The organism is Aeromicrobium sp. NPDC092404 (genome assembly GCF_040684095.1).
In the GTDB taxonomy this organism is placed as follows: Bacteria; Actinomycetota; Actinomycetes; order Propionibacteriales; family Nocardioidaceae; genus Aeromicrobium.
In genome coordinates this window covers 41645-59147 of record NZ_JBFBFI010000002.1, presented here as the reverse complement: position 1 = coordinate 59147, position 17503 = coordinate 41645, and the positions used below count along the sequence as shown (strand labels likewise).

Genomic DNA, 17503 nt, shown 5'->3' with positions numbered 1-17503 from the left:
GGCAGCAATCATGCCGTCGCCTTCGTACCGTGCCCTTTCCTCGGAGGTGGCGGCATGAGCGTCCTCGTGGTGGGCATGTCGCACAAGTCGGCGCCGATCGACATCCTCGAGCGCGCGTCGCTCGACACCGATGCGGCGGTCAAGCTCTCGCACCTCGTGCTCGAGGCCCCCTTCGTCTCCGAGTCCGTCGTCATCTCGACCTGCAACCGGGTCGAGATCTACGTCGAGGCCGAACGCTTCCACGGAGCCGTCGAGGAGGTCTCCCGCCTGCTCGCGGAGCACTCGGGCCTCGACCGGGACGACTTCGTCCGCCACGTCTACGTCCACTTCGACGAGGCGGCCGTCGCGCACCTCTTCGGTGTCGCCGCCGGCATGGACTCGATGATCCTCGGCGAGAGCCAGATCCTGGGCCAGGTCCGCGAGGCGCTGCACAGCGCGCAGGCGGAGCAGACCGTCGGGTCGGCCCTCAACGCGTTGTTCCAGCAGGCGCTGCGCATCGGCAAGCGCGGCCACGCCGAGACCGGCATCGACCGGCTCGCACCGTCCATCGTGACGGCGGGCCTCGACGCCGCGGGTGCGATCGTCGACGCCGAGGACACGCGGTTCCTGGTCGCCGGCGCCGGCACGATGGCCAGCCTCGCCGTCCGCACGCTCGTCAACCGTGGGGTGGCGCCCAACCGCATCATGGTCTCGAACCGCACGTTCCAGCGGGCCTACGCCCTCGTGGCGTCGTTCGGCGTCAGCGCCGTCCGCTGGGAGGCCATGGACGTCGAGCTGTCGGCGACCGACGTGCTGATCAGCTGCACCGGGGCGACGGGCGTCGTGTTCGACCGCGAGCGCATCGCCCGGGCGACCGCCGGACGCTCCATGGCCCTGATCGACCTGGCCCTGCCGCGCGACATCGATCCGGGGGTCCGCGACGTCCAGGGCGTCGAGCTGGTCGACCTCGTGGTCCTGGCCCGGCTCGGCGAGAACACCGAGCTCGCCGGCGACATCGAGCAGGTGCGGGCGATCGTCGAGGACGAGGTCCGGACGTTCTTGGCCGCCAAGGCCGCGTCGCACATCACCCCGACCGTCGTCGCGCTGCGGACGATGGCGACCGACGTCGTCGCGGCCGAGCTCGCGCGCATCGAGACCCGCCTCCCCGACCTCACCCAGGACGAGATGGCCGCGGTCCGCAAGGCGCTCCACCGGGTCGCCGAGAAGCTGATCCACGCCCCGACGGTCCGCGTCCAGCAGCTCGTCGACGGCCCTGCCGACCTGACGTATGCCGAGGCACTCGCCCACCTGTTCGCCCTCGACCAGTCCACGGTCGACGCGGTCACCCAGGTCAAGGGGGAGTCCGCATGACGACCCTCCGCCTCGGGACGCGTGCCTCTGCGCTCGCCATCACCCAGTCAGGCCTCATCGCCGACCGGCTCCGGGAGACCGGTGTCGACGTCGAGCTCGTCACGATCTCGACCGAGGGCGACCGCAGCCTGCAGCCGCTCGTCGAGTTCGGCGGCCAGGGTGTGTTCGTCGCGGCCCTGCGCGAGGCCCTCGTGCGCGGCGACGTCGACATCGCGGTGCACTCCCTCAAGGACCTGCCGACGACCCCCGACCCCAGGCTCGCGCTTGCCGCGATCCCACGCCGCGAGGACCCGCGTGACGTGCTGGTGGCCCGTGACGGCCTGACGCTGGGCGAGCTGCCCCAGGGCGCCCGGATCGGCACCGGCTCACCTCGCCGGGAGGCCCAGCTCAACGCGCTCGGACTCGGTGTCGAGGTCACGCCGATCCGCGGCAACGTCGACACCCGCATCGCCAAGGTCGCCGCCGGTGACTACGACGGCGTGCTCCTCGCCCGTGCCGGACTGCTGCGGCTCGGCCGCGCCGACGAGGCGACCGAGGTCATCGATCCCCTGCAGATGCTTCCCGCCCCCGGGCAGGGAGCGCTGGCCTGCGAATGTCGCGCCGATGACGACGCGACGATCAACCTGCTCGGCGGCCTCGACGACAGCGACACCCGCGCTGCCGTCACTGCCGAGCGCAGCCTCCTCGCCACCCTCGAGGCAGGTTGCAGCGCACCTGTCGGAGCCCTAGCCGAAGTCGCCCAGGGCGACGACGGTGACGAGCTCTGGCTGCGTGCCGTGGTCGGAAGTCCTTCCGGCTCGCCCACCATCCGACTGTCCGCGACCGGCTTGCCATCCGAAGCCGTCGCGGTCGGGGAGCGTCTCGCTGCCGAGATGCTCGCCGAAGGCGCAGACACCCTTGTGGCTGTCGCCTCATAACCCCCAGGCAGATCGAGAAAAGGACCACCGTGACCATCACCACTGCGATGCGAGAAGCACCGTCGACGGCTCGACCGAACGCCCACAAGGCCGTCCGCGGCCACGTGAGCTTCGTCGGCGCCGGGCCGGGCGATGCCAGCCTGCTGACGGTACGCGCGGCTGAGCTGCTCGCGCAGGCGGACATCGTCATCACGGAGCTGCCCGAGCACGCGGCCCTCGTCACCAACGGTGCCGAGATCGTCGACGGCGGTGTCGGCGAGGACGGCGAGACGCTGACCCACGCCGCTCGCGCCCGACTCGTCGTCAAGCACGCCAAGACCGGCTCCCACGTCGTACGCCTGATCGCTGGTGACCCGTTCACCTACGCGACGGCGCCTGAGGAGGCCGCAGCGTGCAGCAAGGCCGGCATCGGCTTCGAGATCGTGCCCGGCATCTCGTCGGTCTCGGCCGTTCCCGCGTACGCCGGCGTGCCGCTGACCAACCGCACGCACCGCGAGTACTCGGTCGTGAGCGTCGGTGACGCCACGATCAACTGGGCCGACCACGCCGGCCAGGACACCCTGGTCCTGCTGTCGGCCGTCGCCCGCATCGGCGAGGTCGCCGCCGGCCTGGTCGCCGCCGGTCGCTCCGCCGAGACGCCGGTCGCGATGACCCGGGTCGGCACGACGACCGAGCAGGTGACGATCGTCTCGACGCTCGCCGACATCGCCGCCGAGGCCAAGGCGGCCGGCATGACCGCGCCGGCCATCACGGTCGTCGGCCAGGTCGTCACGATGCGTGAGGCGCTGTCGTGGTTCGAGACCAAGCCGCTCTACGGCTGGCGCGTCCTGGTGCCGCGCACCAAGGAGCAGTCGGCCAGCCTGGCTGCCCGCCTGCGTGGCTTCGGCGCGCTCTCGGAGGAGGTGCCGACCATCTCGGTCGAGCCGCCGCGCAACCCGCAGCAGATGGACAAGGCCGTGCGCGGTCTCGTCGAGGGCCGCTACGAGTGGATCGCATTCACGAGCGTCAACGCCGTCAAGGCCGTGCGCGAGAAGTTCGAGGAGTACGGGCTCGACGCTCGCGCGTTCTCGGGCCTCAAGATCGCCGCGGTCGGCGACAAGACGGCCGAGGCCATCGCGACGTGGGGCATCCGCGCCGATCTCGTCCCCAGCGGTGAGCAGTCGGCCCGCGGACTCCTCGAGGACTGGCCGCCGTACGACGACCTGCTCGACCCCATCAACCGGGTGTTCCTGCCCCGCGCCGACATCGCGACCGAGACCCTCGTGGCCGGACTCGTCGATCTGGGCTGGGAGGTCGACGACGTCACGGCCTACCGCACCGTCCGGGCGGCCCCGCCGCCAGCGCCGACGCGCGAGGCGATCAAGACCGGCAAGTTCGACGCGGTCATGTTCACCTCGTCGTCCACGGTGCGCAACCTCGTGGGCATCGCCGGCAAGCCGCACACGTCGACGATCATCGCGTGCATCGGCCCGGCGACCGCCAAGACCGCCGAGGAGCACGGCCTCCGGGTCGACGTCCTCGCCGAGTCCCCGTCGGTGGAGGTGCTGGCCGACGCGCTCGCCGAGTTCGGCGCGGCTCGTCGCCTCGCCTTCCTCGACGCAGGCGAGCCGGTCACCAAGCCTTCGCAGAAGCGTCCCTCGACGCGTCGCAAGGCCTAGGAGCACCGATGGCATTTCCGTCCGACCGACCTCGTCGCCTGCGCCAGTCGCCGGCGATGAGGCGGCTGGTCGCGGAGACGCACGTCCGGTCGTCGCAGCTGATCCTGCCGATGTTCGTCGCGGAGGGCATCACCGAGCCGCGGCCGATCGCGAGCATGCCGGGCGTCGTCCAGCACACGCGAGACACCGCCCGCAAGGCGTACGCCGAGGCGGCGGCGCTGGGCCTCGGCGGCGTCATGCTGTTCGGCGTGCCCGAGCACAAGGATGCCCAGGGCTCCGGCGCACTCGACCCTGACGGGATCCTCAACGTCGCCCTGGCCGACGCGCGGGCCGAGGTCGGCGACGACCTGCTGGTCATGTCCGACCTGTGCCTCGACGAGTTCACCGATCACGGACACTGCGGCGTGCTCGACGACCAGGGGCGGGTCGACAACGACGCGACGCTCGAGATCTACGCCCAGATGGGGGTCGTGCAGGCTGAGTCCGGCGCCCACGTCGTCGGGCCCAGCGGCATGATGGACGGGCAGGTCGGCGTCGTCCGCGCTGCCCTGGACCAGGCCGGTCACAGCGACACGGTGATCCTGGCCTACGCCGCGAAGTACGCCTCGGCGTTCTACGGTCCCTTCCGCGAGGCCATCGGCTCGTCGCTCCAGGGCGACCGCAAGACGTACCAGCAGGACCCGGCGAACGCTCGCGAAGCGCTGCGCGAGGCGCTGCTCGACGTCGCCGAGGGCGCCGACATCGTGATGGTCAAGCCCGCCCTGGCCTACCTGGACCTCATCCCGCTGATCCGTTCGCACGTCACGGTGCCGGTCGCGGCCTACAGCATCTCGGGCGAGATGGCGATGGTCGAGGCGGCCGCCGCCAACGGCTGGATCGACCGTGAGCGGACGATCGACGAGGTCATCACGTCGATCCGCCGGGCCGGCGCCGACATCGTGCTGACCTACTGGGCCGCCGAGCTCGCCGCTCGCCTCAACCGCTGAGATCCGGTCGACGGCAACACCTGGACATGAAGAAGGGGCCCTCCGCCGGAGGGCCCCTTCTACACGTTCTGCGAGGCGTCAGCTGAGCAGCGAGGTGATGCAGCTCGTGAGCTTGGCGAGGTCGAGCACCGAGATGCCGTCGGCCAGGCACTTGACCTTGGCCTCGGCCCAGGTGAGCGTCGACGAGCCGCCGCCGGTGCTGCCACCCGTGCCGCCCGTGGTGCCGCCGCCACCGGTGAGGTCGTCGACGAGTCCGTCGACCAGCCCGGTCACGCCGCCGGAGGTTCCTCCGCCAGTGCCACCGCCGCCGGTGCCGCCACCCGTACCGCCTCCGCCGGTGCCGCCACCCGTACCGCCTCCGCCGGTGCCGCCACCGGTGCTGCCACCGGTGCCCTTGCCGGGCTTGGGCTTGTTGTTGGCCTTCTCCTCGGCCGCCTTGGCCTTCTCACGCTCGCCGGAGCTCAGCGTCTGGTCGTTGGCTGCCGAGGTGAGGACGGGCGCCGTCGAGTAGCCGTTGGGCGACTGGGTGAAGTCACCCTGTGCGTAGCGGGCCGAGATCGCGAGGACCAGGTCGACGTAGGAGTCGGAGTGGTTGTAGCGCTTGACCGCCGTCGCCGCACCGGACGGGCTCGAGAGGTCGTCGGTGCCGGCGCACAGGTAGATGCCGGCCGACGTCGCCGCGTCGTCGATGTCCTGCGGGTTCTTCTTGCCGTCGTTGTCGGAGTCGACCGCGACGGACTTCCAGGTGCCGGGGATGAACTGCATGGGGCCGACAGCACGGTCGTAGACCGGGTCGTTGTCGAGCGAGCCGGTGTCGGTGTCGGTGATCTTGGCCCGGTTGTCGTTGCCGTCGAGAGCGACGCCGTAGATGCCGGGCTTCGCGACGCCGTCGGCGTCGAGCGCGTTGCCGTTGGTTCGGCCGTGGTTGGACTCGACGCGGCCGATCGCGGCGACGAGGTTCCACGGCAGCTTGCACGACTCGTCGGCCTTGCCCAGGAGGGTCTCGGCGCGGCGGTAGGCGTACAGCGCGGAGGACGGGATGCCGTTGGTCGACAGGGTCGAGACCGTGCCGGTGAGGCCGGCCTTCTCGTCGATGCCGGCGGGTGTGGGCTGCACGCTCGCAGGATCCTGGAACGCCGTCGAGGGCACCGAGGGGATGGCCGAACCGCTGTCGTCGCCGGACGCCGTCGCGAGATCCGCGCGGACCGCTGCACTCCACGCCCCGACCAGCACAGCCATCGGGACCAGAGCGCTGGCCTTCTGCCAACGCGTGAGCTTGCGAGCTCCCATAAGTTCGTGCCCTCCATGCTGTCGCGACAGGTGCGACATAGCGTAAACCGATGTTACTGCCCGGCGCGACGCGCCGCAAAGCAATCAACACCATCTCAACGAGGTCCGCCGCCTGTTGGTTACGGTCCGGCGACTCCGCCGACGTCCGGGAAATCGCATTGAGGACAATGGACGGCGTGACTTCCAACGCCGCCTCACAAGGGCTGTTCGACCGCGCCACGGCCGTCTCGCCCGGAGGCGTCAACTCACCCGTGCGTGCCTTCAGGGCCGTGGGCGGCACACCGATCTTCATGCGGGCCGGCTCCGGGCCGTGGCTGACCGACGCCGACGGCCACCGCTACGTCGACCTCGTCGGCTCGTGGGGACCCATGCTGTTGGGCCATGCCCATCCGGAGGTGCTCGCCGCGGTCTCCGAGGCCGTCGCCCGGGGCACGTCGTTCGGCACGCCCAGCGAGCCCGAGGTCCTGCTCGCCGAGGAGATCGTGGGGCGTACGCCGGTCGACTCGGTGCGGATGGTGTCCTCGGGCACCGAGGCGACGATGTCGGCGATCCGGCTGGCCCGCGGGTTCACCGGGCGCGACAAGATCGTCAAGTTCGCCGGCTGCTACCACGGTCACGTCGACGCGCTGCTGGCCGAGGCCGGCTCCGGCGTCGTGACGCTCGGCCTGCCGGAGACGCCGGGCGTGCCCGCCCACGTCACGGCCGACACGATCGTGGTGCCCTACAACGACCGGGCCGCGGTCGAGGCGGCGTTCGAGACCTACGGCGACCAGATCGCCTGCCTTGTCACCGAGGCGGCTCCGGGCAACATGGGTGTCGTCCCGCCCGAGCCCGGCTTCAACGGCTTCCTCGCCGAGACGTGCCGGCGCCATGGAGCCCTCTTCATCAGCGACGAGGTCATGACCGGCTTCCGGGTCACCCGCTCCGGGCACTGGGGTGTCGACGGCGAGCCGGAGGGGTGGCAGCCCGACCTCCTGACGTTCGGCAAGGTCATGGGCGGCGGCTTCCCGGCAGCGGCCTTCGGCGGCCGTCGCGACGTCATGGAGCAGCTCGCCCCGGTCGGGCCCGTCTACCAGGCCGGGACGCTGTCGGGCAATCCGATCGCGACGACCGCCGGGCTCACGACGCTGCGGCTCGCGGACGCGGATGCGTACGCCCGCCTCGACGACGCGTCGGCCCAGCTGCAGCGGCTCGTGGCCGAGGCCTTGGACGCAACCGGGCTCCCGTACGCCCTGCAGAACGCCGGCAACATGTTCAGCGTCTTCTGGGGCGTCGAGCAGCCGGTGACCGACTTCGCCGGCGCGCAGGCGCAGGAGGCGTGGCGCTACCGGCCGTTCTTCCACGCGATGCTCGACGCCGGGGTCTACCTGCCCCCGAGCGCGTTCGAGTGCTGGTTCGTCTCGGCTGCGCACGACGCGGAGGCACTCTCTAGAATTGCCGAGGCGTTGCCCGCCGCCGCGCGGGCTGCCGCCCAGGCCACCTCCGACAGCTAGGAAGACCGATGTCCGAACGTACGATCGTGCACCTCATGCGGCACGGCGAGGTCGAGAACCCCAACGGCGTCCTCTACGGTCGCCTCCCGGAGTACTTCCTGTCCGACCTCGGGCACCAGATGGCTGCCAAGGTCGCCGACCACCTGTCGAAGAACGAGATCGTGCACATGGTGGCGTCGCCGCTCGAGCGCGCGCAGCAGACCGCCGAGCCGCTGTCGAAGCTGCTCGAGGTGCCGATCACCACCGACGACCGGGTCATCGAGGCGGCCAACCTGTTCGAGGGCAAGACGTTCGGCGTCGGGGACGGCGCGCTGAAGCGTCCGCAGAATTGGTGGATGCTGCGCAACCCGTTCCGTCCGTCGTGGGGCGAGCCCTACAAGGAGATCGCCGCTCGCATGCAGGCCGCGGTGAAGGACGCCCGCGAGGCGGCCCGCGGTCACGAGGCGGTCATCGTGTCGCACCAGCTGCCGGTCTGGATCGCGCGTCGCGCGTACGAGAAGAAGAGCTTCGTCCACGACCCCCGCAAGCGCCAGTGCTCGCTCGCGAGCCTGACCAGCCTGACGTTCGACGGCGACGAGTTCGTCGGCTTCACCTACAGCGAGCCCGCCGGCGACCTCATCCCCGAGGCGCTGCGCAACAAGTTCGCCGGCGGCGCCTAGCGTGCACTCACTGAGCCGTGCCCTCCGCGTCGCGACGGCGGTCGGGGCGCTGGTCCTCGTCACCGCGTGCAGCGGCGGCGGACGAGACCGGACGACCGACGGCTATGTCGGCGCTGACGGCTCGAACGACCTCATCACCCTGGTGCCGGCGGCAGACCGCAAGCCGGCGCCGGAGCTCGAGGGCGAGGGCCTCGACGGCAAGCCGCTGTCGACCGCGGACTTCGCCGGCAAGACGCTCGTGATCAACCTGTGGGGGCCGTGGTGCCCGCCGTGCCGGGCCGAGGCGCCCGCGCTCAAGCAGGTCTCCGAGGAGTACGCCGCCAAGGACGTGCAGTTCATCGGCATGCTCACCCGCACGCCCGACCCGTCGTCGGCGGTCGCGTTCAACCGCAAGCAGGGGATCAGCTATCCGAGCTTCGCCGACGAGGGCGGCAGCCTCGAGCTCGAGTTCGTCGACAGCCTGCCCACGCAGGCGATCCCCACGACGTGGGTCATCGACGCCGAGGGTCGCGTCGCCGCGCGCATCATGGACCCCAAGCTGCGCGCCTCGACGCTGGCCGGTGTGATCGACGACGTGCAGAAGAGCACGTCGTGACCGACTGGTTCCAGGACACGATCTACTCCGGCAACCTCCTCCTGGCGGTCCCGGTCGCGGTCGTCGCCGGGCTCGTCTCGTTCTTCTCCCCGTGCGTCCTGCCGCTGCTGCCGGGCTACCTGTCGTACGTGTCGGGGGTCGCCGCGCAGGACCTCGAGACCGCCCGACGGGGCCGCCTGCTCACCGGTTCCCTCCTGTTCGTCCTCGGCTTCAGCTCGGTGTTCGTCCTCGGTGGCGCCCTGTTCGGCTCTGTCGGGCTGGAGCTGGAGAAGTACCAGCGCGAGCTGTCGATCGTCACCGGGATCCTCGTGATCGGCCTCGGCCTGGTGTTCATCGGGTTCATCCCGTTCCTGCAGCGGGAGACCCGCGTGCACGCCGTGCCCACCGTGGGGCTGGCGATCGCCCCGGTCCTCGGCGTCTTCTTCGGCCTCGGCTGGACGCCTTGCATCGGCCCGACGCTCGCGGCGGTGCTCGGCCTCTCGTTCGCCTCCGACGATGCCTCTGCTGCGCGGGGCGCGTTCCTGGCCCTGACCTACTGCCTGGGCCTCGGCATCCCGTTCGTGCTGGCCGCTTTGGGCTTCGGCAAGTTCATGCGTGCGGTCTCGTGGTTCAAGCGCAACCAGCGACTCGTCTCGATCATCGGGGGCGTGCTGCTGATCGCTGTCGGGGTCATGCTGCTGACGGGCTGGTGGGAGGACCTGGTCGGCGAGATGCAGACCTGGGTCAGCGGATTCGAGGCGCCGGTATGACGTCGAACGCGGTCCCGGCTCTCGGGCGTCGGGAGCTGACCCGGTGGTTCTGGCGGCAGCTGACGTCGATGCGCACGGCGCTGTTCCTGCTGCTGCTGCTCGCGATCGCGGCGGTCCCAGGATCGCTCGTCCCGCAGCGCGGGGTCGACGCGCGGGCTGTCGAGGCGTACTTCCTCGACCACCCCAAGAGTGCTCCCGTCCTCGACAAGCTGGGGTTCTTCAGCGTCTACACGTCGCCGTGGTTCAGCGCGGTCTACCTGTTGCTGATGGTGTCGCTGATCGGTTGCATCGTGCCCCGCTCGTTCGTCTACCTCCGAGCGCTGCGCGCCCGGCCGCCGAAGGCACCACGCAACTTCGCCCGCATGCCGGCCTCGGCGTCGTTCGAGACCTCGGCATCGGTCGACGAGGTCGTCGCGGCCGGGCGCGAGGCGCTGGGCCGGGCCAGGGTCGACGTGGCCGAGCGCGACCAGGACGTTCGTGAGGTCAGCGCCGAGCGGGGCTACCTGCGCGAGGCCGGCAACCTGGTGTTCCACATCAGCGTCGTCGTGGTGCTCGTCGGTGTCGCGGTCGGCACGCTGTTCGGCTATCGCGGCTCCGCGATCGTGACGGAGGGTCAAGGATTCTCCAACTCGCTGACGCAGTACGACGAGTTCGGCTCGGGGTCGCTGTTCCAGGCCGACCAGCTGCCACCGTTCTCGCTCAAGCTCGAGACCTTCACCGCCAAGTTCCAGCCGCTCGGCAGCCAGCAGGCCGGCGCGCCGAGGCTGTTCCGGGCTGAGGGGACCTACACGGCCGAGCCGGGCAGCGACGAGCGTACGTTCGACATCACGGTCAACCACCCCTTGGAGATCGACGGCACCTCGGTGTTCCTCGTCGGCCAGGGCTACGCGCCGGTGCTCAAGGTCACCGACGCCAACGGCGACGTCGTGTTCAACGAGGCCGTGCCGTTCCTGCCGACCGACCCGTCGTACACGTCGAACGGTGTCGTCAAGGTCCCCGATGCCGAGCCCGAGCAGCTCGGCTTCCAAGGGTTCTTCCTGCCGACGGCGGCCAGCGGTGCCGACGGTGCGTCGATCTCGGTCTACCCGGCTGCCGCCAACCCGCTGCTCGGGCTGTTCGTGTGGCACGGCGACCTCGGGCTCGATGACGGGTCGCCGCAGTCGGTCTACATCCTCGACAAGTCGAAGATGAAGCAGTACATGAACGGCGAGAAGGGCTATCGCGTCAGCCTGCAGGAGGGCCAGGCGCAGAAGCTGCCCAACGGGGGCACCATCGAGTTCGTCGACCTCAGGCAGTTCGCCCGGTTCCAGATCAGCTCGTCACCGGGCGTGCAGGTGCCCCTGATCGGCATCGTCGCCGGGTTGTTCGGCCTCGTCATGTCGTTGACGGTCAAGCCCCGCAGGACCTGGATCCGCGCGCGCCGCGAGGGTTCACGTACCGTGGTGGATGTCGCCGTGCTCGACCGCGTACCCCGCGACGACCTGCCGGCCGACCTGGACGCCTTCCTCGAGCGGTTCCGCGAAGCGCTCGGAGAGACTGAGGAGAAAACGACATGACGGCTGCGCAGTACGAGCAGTTCTCCAACTACGCCGTTGCGTCGGCCACCGGCATCCTCGCCCTCGCGTTCGTCGCGTACGTCGCGCAGTGGGGCTTCGCGCGCAAGGTCGCGCCCGAGCGTGAGCTCGTCAGCGCCGGCTCGGGGCAGGACGCTCCCGCGTCGGACGAGGAGACCGCCGCCGAGCGCAGCGACGTCGCCGGCGGCATCGGCTTCTCGCTGACCGCACTCGCCGGTGTCGTGCTGCTGGCCGGCGTGGTCTCTCGCGGGCTGTCCGCGGAGCGCGTGCCGTGGGGCAACATGTACGAGTTCGGGTGCGCCGCCACGTTGATGGCCGTCGCCGCCTACGTCGTGCTGGTCAAGATGTGGGCGATCGACTGGGTGGGCCCCATCATCACGGGGTTCGGAACCGTCGTGCTCGGCCTGTCGGCGCTCGTGTTCGTCCCGCCGGGACCGCTCGTGCCCGCCCTGCACTCGTACTGGCTCGTGATCCATGTGCTCGGGGCCATGATCGCGGGTGCCGCGTTCCTCGTCGGCGCTGCGGCCTCGGTGCTCTACCTCGTCAAGGCGCGAGCCGAGCGCAACACCGCTGAGGACGAGCGGGTCGGCTTCCTGTGGCGCATCCCGTCGTCGGCCAAGATCGACCAGGTGGCCTATCGCGTCCATGCGTTCGCGTTCCCGATCTGGACCTTCGCCGCACTCATCGCCGGCCCGATCTGGGCGCAGTACGCCTGGGGCCGCTACTGGGGCTGGGACCCCAAGGAGGTCTGGGCGTTCATCACCTGGGTCGTCTACGCCGGTTACCTCCATGCACGCGCGACCGCGGGCTGGAAGGGCAAGGCCGCGGCGATCATCGCCCTGATCGGCTTCGCGACCTTCGTCTTCAACTTCGTCGGGATCAACCTCTTCGTCTCTGGCATGCACTCCTACGCCAAGTGAGCACCGGGGCGCAGATCACGGCCTCCGGCCTGGTCATGACGTACGGCGACGTCCGTGCCGTCGACGGGGTCAGCTTCACCGTCGCGCCGGGTGAGTTCTTCGGGCTGCTGGGACCCAACGGCGCCGGCAAGACGACGACGCTCGAGATGGTCGAGGGGCTGCGCAAACCGCGGGCCGGGACCGTGCGGATCGACGAGCACGAGCCCTGGAAGCGGGAGCCGGCCCTGCAGCGACGCATGGGCGTACAGCTCCAGTCGTCGTCGTTCTTCGAGCGGCTGACGGCGCGTGAGCAGCTCGACACCTTCGGCGCCCTCTACGGTGTCGCGGCCGGACGCACCGACGAGATGCTCGAGCAGGTGGGGCTCGTCGACAAGGCCGACAACCGCACGGAGGACCTGTCCGGGGGCCAGAAGCAGCGGCTCTCGATCGCGTGCGCGCTGGTCCACGACCCCGACGTCGTCTTCCTCGACGAGCCGACCGCAGCACTGGACCCGCAGGCCCGGCGCAACCTCTGGGACGTCCTGCGCGACATCAACGACTCGGGCCGCACCGTGATCCTGACGACGCACTACATGGACGAGGCCGAGGCCTTGTGCGACCGGGTCGCGATCATGGATGCCGGCAGGATCCTCGAGCTGGACACGCCGGCGGCACTCGTTCGAGGCCTCGATGCGCCGGTACGGATCACGCTCGCGCCCGGCACGCTCGGGGTCGAGGAGGCACGCGGCATGACGGCTGTCGAGCAGGTCGCCGATGAGGACTCGGGCCTCACGATCACGACGCGCGACCCCGCCCGCGTCCTCACCGAGCTGGCGCACCGTGACGCGCTGGCCGGCCTCAGCGTCAAGGGCGCGTCGCTGGAGGACGTCTTCCTCGAGCTGACCGGGCGGGAGTACCGCGCGTGAGCTCGTCCCGCAGGTCTGCCTTCACAAGCCTCGCCGTCGCGATGCTCAAGGGGTTCTTCCGCGACAAGATGGCGTTCTTCTTCGCCGTGATCTTCCCCTTGATGTTCCTCGCGCTGTTCGGCGGTCTGCTGGGCAGCTCCGGCACGTCCAAGACCGAGATCGAGCAGGTCGGCAAGGTCTCGGTGCTCGACGACGCCCCCAAGGACGTCAGGGAGCGTCTCGAGGAGAGCCTCGAGATCCACCGCACGAGCGACGAGAAGGCGGCGATCCGCAAGGTCCGCAAGGGCGACACCGACGCCATGATCGTGCAGCGCGGCGAGACCCTGGTCGTACGCTTCTCGCAGGCCGACCAGGTCAAGGCCGCGACGGTCCAGGGCACGTTCCAGGCGATCGTGCAGTCGGCCAACATCGCCGCGACGGGTCAGCAGCCGCGGTTCGCCATCGAGACCGACCAGGTCGAGGACGACTCGTTGTCGACGATCCAGTTCTTCACGCCGGGCCTGATGGGGTGGGCGATCGCCTCCGGGGCGACGTTCGGAGCCGCGACCAACCTCGTGGTGTGGCGCAAGAACGGCCTGCTGCGCCGGCTGCGGCTGGCGCCGATCCCGACCTGGGCGGTCGTCCTGGCCCGCATCGCGGTCAGCGTCGCGATCGCCGCGGTCCAGGCGGCGATCTTCATCGGGGTCGGCGTGGTGGCCTTCGGCCTGCAGCTCACCGGGTCGTGGCCGATGATCGTGCCGCTGCTCACCGCGGGGACCTTGTCGTTCATGGCGATCGGGCTGCTCGCGGGTGCGGTGTCCAAGAGCGAGGAGGCGGCCGTCGGGATCGCCAACTTCGTCGTGCTGCCCATGGCGTTCCTGTCCGGGTCGTTCTTCCCCCTCGACGGTGCACCCGGATGGGTTGCGGCAGTCAGCCAGGTCCTGCCCCTCAAGCACCTCAACGAGGGGATGCTCGACACGATGGTGCGCGGCGAGGGACCGGCGTCAGCCCTCGTGCCGATCGTCATCCTCCTCGGCTTCGCCGTCGTCGTCTCCGGGGTGGCCAGCCGAGTCTTCCGCTGGGACGACTAGCGACCCCCCCACGTTTTGAAGGGTTCAGGCCCAGATCGTCGTCGATCTTGGGCCGCAAGGCTTCAAAAGCTGGGGGTGTGGACGGGCGGCTGCGTGCACAGCCCTGCGGGTGCGTCTACTCGCGCGTCTCACGGGGCTCGAGAGTCGTCCCGTGCCTGCTCCGATCGCCATCCCGCTGCCGCTCCTGGCCCGCCCGTTCACGCTCGAGCAGGCAGCGGCCTGCGGCGTCAGCCGAAAGGTCGTCCGTGGGCGGAGGTTCCGTCGGGTCTTCCGCGGGGTGTACGTGTCTGCGGACGTCGACCTCTCCCTCACGACATGGCTGTACGCGGCGTTGTTGGTGCTACCGGGCGACGCAGTCGTCAGTCACCTGACGGCCCTGCGGCTCTGGGGTTTCGACTCGAGACGCTCCGCCGAGTTGGAGTTCTCGACGAACAGCTCGGCCGTGACGGTGATCCCGCGGGTTCGACTGCACCGCCGCCAAGGCCGGCTGACTCCCGAGATGCGCGATGGCATCCCGGTGACCGGGCCCGATCGCACGTTCGTCGACAGCGCGACCCGCTTGTCGATCGTCGAGCTCGTCCAGGCCGCCGAGCACCTCATCCACACGGGAGCCACGAGCTTCGATCGTCTCGTCACCTACTGCCTCGAACGACATCTCCATGGCGTCCGGCGCGCGCGTCGAGCCATGGCTCTCGTGGTGCCGGGTGCCGAGTCGCCGATGGAGACGCTCGTCCGGCTGATGCTGGTGTTCGCCAGGCTGCCCTGTCCCGAGCCGAATGTCTGGATCGTCGACGATGCAGGCAGGCGGGTGGCCCGGGCGGATCTGCTCTTCGCTCGGCAGCAGGTCGTCGTCGAGTACGACGGCTGGCAGCACGAGCGAAGCTCTGCCCAGCGCCAGCGGGACCGGGAGCGACGTGAGGTGCTCGAAGCCCTCGGCTACCGCCTGATCGTCGTGACCGACGCAGACCTGCGGACGCCCCGCTCGATCCCGTGGCGGGTTCATGCGGCGCTCGCCGCCAGGGGCTACGACGGACCCCGGCCGGTGACCAGCGAGGTGTGGCACCGCTGGTTCACCCGCACCTTTTGAAGGGTTCAGGCCCAGATCGGCGCCGATCTTGGACCGCAACGCTTCAAAAGTTGGGGCCTTGGGCCTTCGGGCCTCGGCCCGAGGCCTTACAGGCCTTGGAGGTAGTCGGGGTCGTCGTCGGGGCCCCTGGGGCCGGGACGCGGGGGGCGCGGGGGTTGCCGGCGACCGCCGCCGGGGGCCGAGCGCTCACGCCCGACGAGGAGCCAGAGGATGGGCCCGACGGCCGGGGCGAGGATCACCAGGAACCACAGCGGCTTGGGGATGAACCGCACCCGCGTCGACGGGGTCGCGATGAGGTCGAACAGCGCGTAGACGAACAGGGCGACACCGATGACGATGAGTACGAACTTGCCCATGCAGCAACGGTACCGGGGGCGGTGCAACCGGCTCCCTGATCGAGGCGGCAAGCGATTAGGCTGCGGTCTATGAAGGCTTTCTGGACCTACACGTTCGCCCGCCTCGCCCTGTTCGGGGTGACGTTCGGCGTGGTCTGGCTGGTCGCGTCGATCTGGGTCGAGTGGGGCAATCTCACGTCGCTCCTGATCCTGCTGATCTCCCTCGTGCTCTCCTCGGTGATCTCGATCTTCGCCCTCGCCGGGCTGCGCGAACAGCTCGCGCAGAACGTCCAGGACCGCGCGGCGCGCATGTCGCAACGCATCGAGGAGTCGCGGAATGCCGAAGACATCGACTGACAGCCGCAGCTGGATCGCCGAGGCCATCCGCCGGGTCGACGCGGACGCCAACCGGAGCGCCGACACCCACCTGCACGTGCTGCCGATCCCGGTCCCGGGCATCGACCTGTACCTCAAGGACGAGTCGGTCCACCCGACCGGCAGCCTCAAGCACCGCCTCGCGCGGTCCCTCTTCCTGTACGCCCTGTGCAACGGCTGGCTCGAGCCGGGCACGACCGTCATCGAGGCGTCGAGCGGGTCGACCGCGGTCAGCGAGGCGTACTTCGCCCGGCTCGTCGGTCTGCCGTTCGTCGCGGTCATGCCGGCCACGACCAGCCCCGAGAAGATCGACCTGATCGAGTTCTACGGTGGACGCTGCCACCTCGTCGACGACCCGGGCACGGTCTACGACGTCGCCAGCCGCCTCGCGGCCGAGTGCGGCGGTCACTACATGGACCAGTTCACGTACGCCGAGCGGGCGACGGACTGGCGAGGCAACAACAACATCGCCGAGTCGATCTTCGAGCAGCTGGCCGCCGAGCCGCACCCCTGCCCGAGCCTGATCGTGGTGGGCGCCGGGACGGGTGGCACCTCCGCGACGATCGGTCGATTCGTCCGCTACCGCCGCCACGACACGCGCGTCGTGGTCGCCGACCCGGAGAACTCCGCGTTCTACGGCGGCTGGGAGGCCGACCGGGCAGACGTCACGACCGACCAGCCGTCCCGCATCGAGGGCATCGGCCGCATGCGTGTCGAGAAGTCGTTCGTCGGCGGGGTCATCGACGACATGGTCCGGGTGCCGGATGCCGCGTCGATCGCCGCGATGCGCTGGGTGTCCGCGATCCTGGGGCGACGTGTCGGAGGGTCGACCGGCACCAACGTCTGGGCGTCGTTGCAGCAGATCGGCGAGATGCGCGCGGCCGGAGAGGCCGGCAGCGTCGTGACGCTGCTGTGCGACGGCGGGGAGCGCTACGCCCACACCTACTACGACGATGCGTGGCTGGAGTCCAAGGGACTCGACATCGTGCCGTACGCCGCCGCGCTCGACGAGTTCGACAAGACCGGCGTGCTGCCTGCGGTCGGCTAGGTCACCGGCACGATCTCGGCCGACAGCAGGACGCCGTCGTCGATCACGAGCCGGCCCAGGGTGCCACGGGGCTGGCGGCGCTTGTCGGTCGGTGACCCGGGGTTGAACAGTCGTTGACCGTCGTGCTCGGTGTCCCACGGAATGTGCGAGTGGCCGAACACGACCAGGTCGGCGTCGGGGAACAGGCGACGCATCCGCGCGGTCCGGCCGACCTTGTCGCCGCTGATGTGGATCATGGCGACGCGCAGGCCGTCGAGCTCGAGCTCGAGGGTCTCGGGTGCCCCCCAGGCCGCCACGTCGGGGCCGTCGTTGTTGCCCAGCACGACGTGCACCGGGGCGTACGCGGCGAGCTCGTCGAGCACCCCGGGGGTGCAGACGTCGCCGGCGTGCAGGATCACGTCGACGTCGGCGACCTGCTCGGCGACGGCCTCGGGCAAGGACTTCCAGAACCGGGGTGCGTGGGTGTCGGCGAGGACCGCGACGCGGAGCATC

At 70.2% G+C, this 17503-nt stretch carries 18 protein-coding genes; 15 read left to right on the top strand and 3 right to left on the bottom strand.

The genetic code is table 11. The features are described 5' to 3' along the window. Positions 1-54: 54 nt before the first annotated feature. Genes AB0N22_RS10665 through hemB form a run of 4 tightly spaced genes read left to right on the top strand, consistent with a single transcriptional unit; the run spans position 55 to position 4911 of the window. Positions 55-1350, top strand: a complete 1296-nt coding sequence (locus AB0N22_RS10665; RefSeq protein WP_364639459.1) for a glutamyl-tRNA reductase — start codon at positions 55-57, stop codon at positions 1348-1350. Continuing rightward, positions 1347-2267, top strand: coding sequence for a hydroxymethylbilane synthase (hemC, locus tag AB0N22_RS10660; RefSeq protein WP_364639457.1), 921 nt, complete (start codon positions 1347-1349; stop codon positions 2265-2267). The genes AB0N22_RS10665 and hemC overlap by 4 nt, the downstream gene beginning before the upstream one ends. 47 nt (positions 2268-2314) lie before the next feature. Further along, on the top strand, positions 2315-3925 hold the full coding sequence (locus AB0N22_RS10655) for a uroporphyrinogen-III synthase (protein ID WP_364642722.1): 1611 nt from the start codon (positions 2315-2317) through the stop codon (positions 3923-3925). Positions 3926-3933: 8 nt separating this feature from the next. Next, positions 3934-4911: a porphobilinogen synthase gene (hemB, locus tag AB0N22_RS10650; protein WP_364639454.1), complete on the top strand. Its 978-nt coding sequence runs from the start codon at positions 3934-3936 to the stop codon at positions 4909-4911. A 78-nt stretch (positions 4912-4989) separates the two neighbouring features. Here hemB and AB0N22_RS10645 read toward each other — a convergent pair whose 3' ends face one another. Further along, positions 4990-6201: a lytic transglycosylase domain-containing protein gene (locus tag AB0N22_RS10645; RefSeq protein ID WP_364639451.1), complete on the bottom strand. Its 1212-nt coding sequence runs from the start codon at positions 6199-6201 to the stop codon at positions 4990-4992. Between the two features lie 176 nt (positions 6202-6377). Between AB0N22_RS10645 and hemL the strand changes: the two genes are divergently transcribed. The 9 genes from hemL (at position 6378) to AB0N22_RS10600 (ending at position 15253) form a co-directional block, all read left to right on the top strand. Next, positions 6378-7694: a glutamate-1-semialdehyde 2,1-aminomutase gene (gene hemL, locus AB0N22_RS10640; RefSeq protein WP_364639448.1), complete on the top strand. Its 1317-nt coding sequence runs from the start codon at positions 6378-6380 to the stop codon at positions 7692-7694. A gap of 8 nt (positions 7695-7702) precedes the next feature. Continuing rightward, positions 7703-8353 (top strand): histidine phosphatase family protein, encoded by a 651-nt coding sequence (locus AB0N22_RS10635; RefSeq protein WP_364639445.1) that lies wholly within the window; start codon positions 7703-7705, stop codon positions 8351-8353. Between the two features lies 1 nt (position 8354). Then, entirely contained in the window at positions 8355-8948 is a 594-nt protein-coding gene (locus AB0N22_RS10630; protein WP_364639442.1) for a TlpA disulfide reductase family protein, read from the top strand. Continuing rightward, a complete protein-coding gene (locus AB0N22_RS10625) occupies positions 8945-9697 on the top strand; it encodes a cytochrome c biogenesis protein CcdA (RefSeq protein ID WP_364639439.1) in 753 nt (250 codons plus the stop codon). The genes AB0N22_RS10630 and AB0N22_RS10625 overlap by 4 nt, the downstream gene beginning before the upstream one ends. Continuing rightward, entirely contained in the window at positions 9694-11253 is a 1560-nt protein-coding gene (locus AB0N22_RS10620; protein ID WP_364639436.1) for a cytochrome c biogenesis protein ResB, read from the top strand. The genes AB0N22_RS10625 and AB0N22_RS10620 overlap by 4 nt, the downstream gene beginning before the upstream one ends. Continuing rightward, the gene (gene ccsB / locus AB0N22_RS10615; RefSeq protein WP_364639433.1) at positions 11250-12191 is read left to right on the top strand and encodes a c-type cytochrome biogenesis protein CcsB; all 942 of its coding nucleotides are present in this window, start codon (positions 11250-11252) and stop codon (positions 12189-12191) included. Before AB0N22_RS10620 ends, ccsB begins: the two co-directional genes overlap by 4 nt. Next, the gene (locus AB0N22_RS10610) at positions 12188-13096 is read left to right on the top strand and encodes an ABC transporter ATP-binding protein (protein WP_364639430.1); all 909 of its coding nucleotides are present in this window, start codon (positions 12188-12190) and stop codon (positions 13094-13096) included. Before ccsB ends, AB0N22_RS10610 begins: the two co-directional genes overlap by 4 nt. After that, positions 13093-14166, top strand: a complete 1074-nt coding sequence (locus AB0N22_RS10605; RefSeq protein ID WP_364639427.1) for an ABC transporter permease — start codon at positions 13093-13095, stop codon at positions 14164-14166. The genes AB0N22_RS10610 and AB0N22_RS10605 overlap by 4 nt, the downstream gene beginning before the upstream one ends. 151 nt (positions 14167-14317) lie before the next feature. Next, the gene (locus AB0N22_RS10600; RefSeq protein ID WP_364639424.1) at positions 14318-15253 is read left to right on the top strand and encodes a DUF559 domain-containing protein; all 936 of its coding nucleotides are present in this window, start codon (positions 14318-14320) and stop codon (positions 15251-15253) included. An 86-nt stretch (positions 15254-15339) separates the two neighbouring features. On the opposite strand, the gene AB0N22_RS10595 is transcribed toward AB0N22_RS10600, so the two are convergent. Further along, a complete protein-coding gene (locus AB0N22_RS10595) occupies positions 15340-15609 on the bottom strand; it encodes a PLDc N-terminal domain-containing protein (RefSeq protein WP_364639421.1) in 270 nt (89 codons plus the stop codon). Between the two features lie 69 nt (positions 15610-15678). On the opposite strand from AB0N22_RS10595, the gene AB0N22_RS10590 reads away from it, so the two are divergent. Together AB0N22_RS10590 and AB0N22_RS10585 are read left to right on the top strand one after the other, a co-directional pair. Then, positions 15679-15945, top strand: a complete 267-nt coding sequence (locus AB0N22_RS10590; RefSeq protein ID WP_364639418.1) for a DUF4229 domain-containing protein — start codon at positions 15679-15681, stop codon at positions 15943-15945. After that, on the top strand, positions 15926-17011 hold the full coding sequence (locus AB0N22_RS10585) for a PLP-dependent cysteine synthase family protein (RefSeq protein ID WP_364639416.1): 1086 nt from the start codon (positions 15926-15928) through the stop codon (positions 17009-17011). Before AB0N22_RS10590 ends, AB0N22_RS10585 begins: the two co-directional genes overlap by 20 nt. Here the strand turns inward: AB0N22_RS10585 and AB0N22_RS10580 are convergent. Further along, positions 17008-17502, bottom strand: a complete 495-nt coding sequence (locus AB0N22_RS10580) for a metallophosphoesterase family protein (RefSeq protein ID WP_364639413.1) — start codon at positions 17500-17502, stop codon at positions 17008-17010. The two genes, AB0N22_RS10585 and AB0N22_RS10580, sit on opposite strands and share 4 nt — an antisense overlap. Position 17503: the final 1 nt, after the last annotated feature.